We start from the raw sequence: 6,362 nt of genomic DNA on the forward strand, positions 1-6,362 counted from the left end.
GCCTCCTGGACCGCCCGCGTCGTTCAGCCGAGCGCGGCCGTGTCCGGCGACCCCGTCGCGAGCGCGCCGCGCACCGATCCCCACGACGCGAGCCGCTCGCGGACGGCGTCGTCGCGCTCGACCTCGAGCGCGGTGGCGTGCGCCTGTTCGAGGACCTCGTCGATGACGATCCGGCGTCCGCTGCGGGCGGACGCGATCGCGGCGTCCACCATGGTGAGGCTCATCACGTTGCCGTGCACCTCGCCGTCGGGGCGCTCGCCGGAGCGGACCGCTCGCACGAAGGACGCGAGGGCCCCGGCGATCTCGTTGCCGACGCTCGGCGCCGTCTCCGGGGCTCCCGGCGTGCCGTCGAGGTCGCTCCACGGATCGTGGTCGCCGTCCCACAGCGCCGTGCCGGCCGGTCCGGACGCGCGCCAGTCGCCGTTCCACGACGTCTCGGCACCCGGCGCGCACCACGATCCGTCGTACACGTAGCGGACGTCGTCCTCGAACGTGAAGACCGCGGCCGCCGCGGCGTCGCCCCGGTACCAGGACCACGACGGGTTCCACGACTCGCAGTACACGGACACCGGGTCCCGCTCGAGCACGTAGCGCGCGGAGTCGAACGCGTGGATCGCCATGTCGAGCAGGAGGACGTCGTCCATCTCCTCGCGGAAGCCGCCGAAGTGCGGGGCCTTCGCGAAGCGCGTGCTCAGCCCGCCGACGCCCCCGAGCCCGCGGACGTGCTGCCGGAAGGCGACGAGGTGGTCGTTGTACCGCCGGGACTGGGACACCATGAACAGCTTCCCGGTGGCCTCGGCGGCGGCCGCGAGTGACAGCGCCTCGGCGACCGTCTGCGCCGCTGGCTTCTCGCCCAGGACGGGGAGTCCGGCGCGCAGGGCCTCGATCGTGACCGGGTGGTGCGCGACCGGGACCGTGATGTCGAGGACGGCCTCGGCACCGGTCTCGGTGGCGAGGCCGGTGAGGTCGGTGCCGACGGGGATCGTCGGGTCGCCGGCGACCGCGGCCCCGGCCCGGGCGGCGTCGAGGTCGAGGTCGACGATGCCGACCAGTTCGACGTCCGGGTCGGCCGCGACGGTGGCGAGCCAGGCGCGGCCCATGCCGCCGGCGCCGACCTGCACGACGCGGAGGGTCATGCCTGTGCCCCTTCGTGCTCCGGTGCCGGCTGGTCCACCGGTGCGTGCTCTGCTGCGGTCTGCTCCGGCTCGTCGTCGAACGGACCGCGGTAGTGCTGGCCGTCGAAGTACTCGCCCAGGTCGTACCGGCGCAGCGTCGGGATCTCCCGCTCGCGCTCCGGCCGCGCCCACTCGGCGGCGTTCGCGATCACGCGTCGGACGTCCTTGTGGTGGTAGACGGGGAAGTCCTGGTCGCCGGGGGAGAAGTAGAAGATCTTCCCCAGGCCGCGGCGGTACGTCATGCCGCTCCGGAACACCTCGCCGCCGGTGAACCCGGAGATGAACACGAGCTCGTCGGGGGTCGGGACGTCGAAGTACTCGCCGTACATCTCCTGCTCGGGGATGACGATCGGGTTCGGGACGCCGCGGGTGATGGGGTGCTGCGGGTTCACGGTCCAGACGAGCTCCTGGTCGTGCTCGCTGCGCCACCGGAGGGTGCACGTCGTGCCCATCAGCTTCCCGAAGATCTTCGACCAGTGGCCGGAGTGCAGCACGACGAGGCCCATGCCGGACAGGACGTGCTTGTGCACGCGGTCGACCACCGCGTCGTCCACGTCCTGGTGTGCGGCGTGCCCCCACCAGGTGAGGACGTCGGTCTCGGCGAGGACTTCGTCGGTGAGGCCGTGCTCGGGTTCCTGCATCGTCGCGGTGCGGACGACGGCCTCCGGCAGGTTCTCGCGGATGCCGTCGGCGATGGCGCCGTGCATGCCGTCGGGGTACCGTTCGGCGACGTGCTGCTCGACCTGCTCGTGGACGTTCTCGCCCCAGACGGTGATGCGCAGCGGGGTGGTGGTCATGGCGTGCCTTTCTGGCTGGAGTTCGGGGGTGTCGCCGGTCGTGTCGGCTGTCGTCGGGTCGGCCGCCGTCGGGTCGGCCGTCGTCACTTGACCGCGCCGCCGAGTGCGCCGGCGGAGATGTACCGCTGGGCGACGATGAGCAGCACGGCTGCCGGCAGCGACGCGAGGACGGACGTCGCCATGACGGGCCCCCAGTCGGTGACGTTCGAACCGATGTAGTTGTAGATGCCGAGCGTGATCGGTCGGACCGCGGTCGTCGACGTCAGGGTCAACGCGATGAGGAAGTCGCCCCAGGCGCCGAGGAACGTGAAGAGCGCCGCCGTGACGATGGCGTTCCGGCTGATGGGCAGGACGATCGAGACGAACGCCCGGAAGTCGTTCGCGCCGTCGACGAGCGCGGCCTCGACCAGGCTCGGCGGGATCGACTCCATGAACGCGCGCATGAGCAGCACGGCGAACGGCACCTGGACGGCGCTGTCGGCCAGGATCAGTCCGATGTAGCTGTTCAGCAGCCCCACGTTGTTGAACAGCGTGTAGAGCGCGTTCGCGATGACGATCGCCGGGATCATCTGCGTGATGAGCAGCACGAGCAGGAACACCCGGGTGCCGCGCATCTTGAACCGTGCCAGCCCGTAGGCGGCCGGTGTCGCGATGGCCAGGGTCAGCACGACGGTGCCGAGGCCGATGATCATGCTCGACAGGAAGTTCTGTCCCTGCTGGGCGAGCGCCGTCTCGTACCCCCGGAAGGTGGGGGAGAACGGGAACCAGGTCGCGGTGGCGGCGCCGGACGTGCTCTGCAGGCTGGTGTTCACCATCCAGTACACGGGGAAGACCATGACCGCGAGGAACAGGCAGCCCAGGATCGTCAGGGGGATGCCCTTGACGGTGCGCTTCGGCCCCCGGACCCGCGCGGCGCGCTTCGTGGTGATCGTGCGGGTAGCGGTGACGGTCTGGTTCGCGAGTCCGACGCTCATTCGTCGACCGCCTTCCTGGAGATCGCGATGTAGACCATCGCGAAGACGAACGAGACGACGATGAGCACGTTGCTCACGGCGGCTCCGATGCCGAACTGGAAGTTGACGAACGACTGGTGGTAGGCGTTCGTGGCGAGGGTCTGCGTCGAGTTCGCCGGCCCGCCGCCGGTGAGGCCGAGGATGATGTCGACGACCTTCAGCGTGTAGACCACCCCGAGCACGATGACGACGCTCACCACGCTCCGGATGCTCGGCCAGGTGATGTACCAGAAGGCCTTGAAGCCCGTGGCCCCGTCGAGTGCGCCGGCCTCGTACAGCTCCGGCGGCACGGACTGCAGCCCGCTGTAGAGGATCGTCGTGTTGAACGGGATGCCGAGCCAGACGTTCACGCCGATGACCGCGATGAGCGCCAGGCTCGGGCTGACCAGCCACGGCACCGGCGCGATGCCGACGAGCCCGAGGAGCTGGTTGAGGGCACCGCTGTCCTGGTCGAGGAGCCACTTCCAGACCGCGCTCGACGCGATCAGCGGCAGCAGCCACGGCAGCAGGAGGAGTCCGCGCAGGAAGCCGGACAGCGGGAAGTGCCGCCGGAAGAACAGCGCGAGCGCGAGACCGATCACGAACTGCAGGACGATCGAGCCCGCGGTGAAGAGTGCCGTGTTCACGACGCTCGTCGCGAAGACCGAGCTCTGGAACACCTGGATGTAGTTGCCGATCCCGACCCACGGGGCCTCGCCCGTGAAGAAGGTGGCGGTCGTGTAGTCCTGGAAGGACATGATGACGTTCTTCACGACCGGGTAGCCGAAGAACACGGCCACGAACAGCGCGGCCGGGATGACGAACAGCCAACGGGTCATACCGCTCCGCATGCGGGCGCGGCGCTGGCCGGGGCGTGGTGGGGGGACGGACGCGGTGGTCCGTGGTGGGGTCTGCGTGGTGGCGCTCATGTGGGGACCGATCCTCTCGTCAGCGGGAGGAGGGAGCCGGCCGGGTGGCCGGCTCCCTCGCGCACTACTGGTTCTGGGACTGCGCCTGCTGGAGCGCTGCCTCGGGGTCGGCCTTGCCCGTCAGGGCGAGCTGGACGGCGGTGTAGATCTTCGTCGCGGCCTTGGGCCAGTCGGGTCCGAGTTCACCGGTGCGGGCTCGGGCGGTCTTCACGGTCGTGACGAACGACGCCACCTGCGGGTGGTCGGACGCCCATGCGGCACCGGCCTCGAGGTTCGTCGGCACGTTGCCGCTGATCTCGGCGAGCGCCTTCTGTGTCTTCTGCGTGTGGAGACAACCGACGAACTTGCCGGCGAGCTGCATCTTGTCCTTGTCGCCGGTCTGCGGGACGGTGAACGCCTCGCCGCCGAGCGGTGCGACGGTCTCGGCGCCGGTGCGGGTCGGGATCGGGACGCTGTCGAACTCGAGACCCTTCTTCGCGTTCAGCGCGGGGAGCTGCCACGGGCCGTTGATCATCATCGCGGCCTTGCCGGCGAGGAACTGGCTGTTCACGTCCGCCTGGTCCCAGCTGACCGAGCTCTTCGAGAGCGAGCCGTCGTTCTGCAGGTCCTCGACGAACTGCAGGGCCTGCGCGGCCTGGGGCGTCGCGATGTCCTTCTCGTCACCGCCGTTCGACCAGAAGAAGGGCAGGAACTGCCAGGTCCCCTCGTAGGTGTTGATGTTGCTCATCGCGAAGCCGTACGTGGACCCGCTCGTGAGCTTCTTCGCCGCGGCCTGCAGCTCGTCCCACGTCTTGGGCGGCTGGACTCCGGCGTCCGAGAGCAGCTTCTTGTTGTAGTACAGCGCGATCGAGTTCGTGTTCGACTGCAGGCCGTAGAGCTTGCCCTTGTAGGTGCTCGCCGCCTTGACGCCGGGGACGTCGCCCTCGGCGCTGAGGCCGTAGTCGCTGAGGTCGGAGAGCGCCCCCGAGGACGCGATCTGCTGCACGTCGGGGTTGTCGAGCATGAGCACGTCGGGCAGGGTCCGCGACGATGCCTGCTGCAGCACCTTCGAGATCAGTCCTGCACCCGGGACGTGCGTGATGGTGACCGTCGCGCCGACCTCCTTCGCGCACTGCTTGTACACGGGGTTGTAGGTCGCGTCGTAGTAGTCCTCGATCGACAGGGCCTTGCTCCCGCCGGACGAGGCCGATCCGGATCCGGAGCACCCGGCGAGGACCAGGGGGATCGTGGCGAGCGCGGCGACGGCGCCGATGAGGGCACGGCTCCGGCGCGACGGGGAGGGGAATCTTTGCTTCATTGCAGAGCTCTTCTCTTGACGGATGCTTCGGGCAGGCGCGCAACCACGAATCCGCTGACGTCATCGTCGCTGTGTTCCTTGGGGCGAGAAGCTAACAGAAAAGCGCTTCACCTGTAAAGCGCTTTTTTCGAACCCTGGCCGGTAGGCTGAGCGGCATGGCCACGATGCAGCAGGTCGCCGATCGGGCGGGGGTGTCGATCGCCACCGTGTCCTTCGTCGTGAACGGCACGAAGTACGTCACCCCGGCGACGACCGCGCGCGTGCAGGCGGCCATGCGCGAGCTGAAGTTCCGCGGCAACGTCGTGGCACGGGCCCTCGCGAGCCGTCGGACCCGGATCATCGCGCTGCTGTTCCCGACCACCGGCAACCGGTTCAGCCCCACCACCTCGCAGTTCTTCATGAGCGCCGCCGAGCGAGCGTCCCAGCGCGGGTACCACCTGGTGCTCTGGCCGGTCGACCCCGCGGGCGACGACCTCGACGACCTGGTCTCCGGGGGTCTGGTCGACGGCGTGATCCTGATGGAGGTGCGGATGGACGACCCCCGCGTCGCCGTCCTGACCGCCCTCGACGTCCCGTTCACGCTCATCGGCCGCACCCGGGACAGCAGTGGGCTGCCGTTCGTGGACATCGACTTCGAGACCACGATCGAGTCGAGCATCGACCACCTGCAGGGCCTGGGGCACCGGCGGTTCGCGCTCGTGCTCGAGGACCTCGAGGGCACGCCGATGGCCGGCTACGCACCGCACCTCCGCGCCGAGGCCACCTTCCGGCAGGTGACCGCCGCGCGCGGCCTCGCGGGCACGGTGGTCACCGCGGGACCGGGGAGCGACGGCGGCCGGGCCGCGGCGAGCGACATGCTCGCCACCGACCCGGGCGTCACGGCGGTGCTGGTGATGAAGGACGACTCCGCGGCCGGACTGCTCGTCGGGCTGTACGCCGCGGGGCGGCGGGTCCCCGAGGACGTCTCGGTGCTCAGCATCGCCTCGTCCGAGGCGAACGCCGACCAGCACTACCCGCGACTCTCGACGATGGTGGCGCCCGGCCGCGAGCTCGGTACCCGCGCGGCCGACGCGCTCATCGACCAGCTCGACGGCGGGTCCGACGAGCTGCCGCACTTCCTGCTGCCCTGCACCCTCCGCACCGCCGAGTCCACGGCGGCCGCGCCGGCCTGA

6 protein-coding genes are annotated in these 6,362 nt (G+C 69.9%); 1 reads left to right on the plus strand and 5 read right to left on the minus strand.

The window, feature by feature from the left end:
* Positions 1-23: 23 nt before the first annotated feature.
* The 5 genes from Q7F20_RS17365 to Q7F20_RS17385 form a co-directional block, all read right to left on the minus strand.
* Complete coding sequence (locus Q7F20_RS17365) at positions 24-1,136, minus strand: Gfo/Idh/MocA family protein (protein WP_305741318.1); 1,113 nt, start codon at positions 1,134-1,136, stop codon at positions 24-26.
* Positions 1,133-1,972, minus strand: coding sequence for a ThuA domain-containing protein (locus tag Q7F20_RS17370; protein ID WP_305741319.1), 840 nt, complete (start codon positions 1,970-1,972; stop codon positions 1,133-1,135). Before Q7F20_RS17370 ends, Q7F20_RS17365 begins: the two co-directional genes overlap by 4 nt.
* An 83-nt stretch (positions 1,973-2,055) precedes the next feature.
* Positions 2,056-2,946 carry a carbohydrate ABC transporter permease gene (locus tag Q7F20_RS17375; RefSeq protein ID WP_305741320.1) on the minus strand — a complete coding sequence of 297 codons (891 nt, stop codon included), beginning with the start codon at positions 2,944-2,946 and terminating at the stop codon, positions 2,056-2,058.
* Positions 2,943-3,803 (minus strand): carbohydrate ABC transporter permease, encoded by an 861-nt coding sequence (locus tag Q7F20_RS17380; RefSeq protein WP_305741321.1) that lies wholly within the window; start codon positions 3,801-3,803, stop codon positions 2,943-2,945. The genes Q7F20_RS17375 and Q7F20_RS17380 overlap by 4 nt, the downstream gene beginning before the upstream one ends.
* A gap of 154 nt (positions 3,804-3,957) precedes the next feature.
* Positions 3,958-5,190 (minus strand): sugar ABC transporter substrate-binding protein, encoded by a 1,233-nt coding sequence (locus Q7F20_RS17385; RefSeq protein WP_305741322.1) that lies wholly within the window; start codon positions 5,188-5,190, stop codon positions 3,958-3,960.
* A 155-nt stretch (positions 5,191-5,345) separates the two neighbouring features.
* Between Q7F20_RS17385 and Q7F20_RS17390 the strand changes: the two genes are divergently transcribed.
* Entirely contained in the window at positions 5,346-6,362 is a 1,017-nt protein-coding gene (locus Q7F20_RS17390) for a LacI family DNA-binding transcriptional regulator (protein ID WP_305741323.1), read from the plus strand.

Source organism: Curtobacterium sp. A7_M15 (genome assembly GCF_030705415.1).
In the GTDB taxonomy this organism is placed as follows: Bacteria; Actinomycetota; Actinomycetes; order Actinomycetales; family Microbacteriaceae; genus Curtobacterium.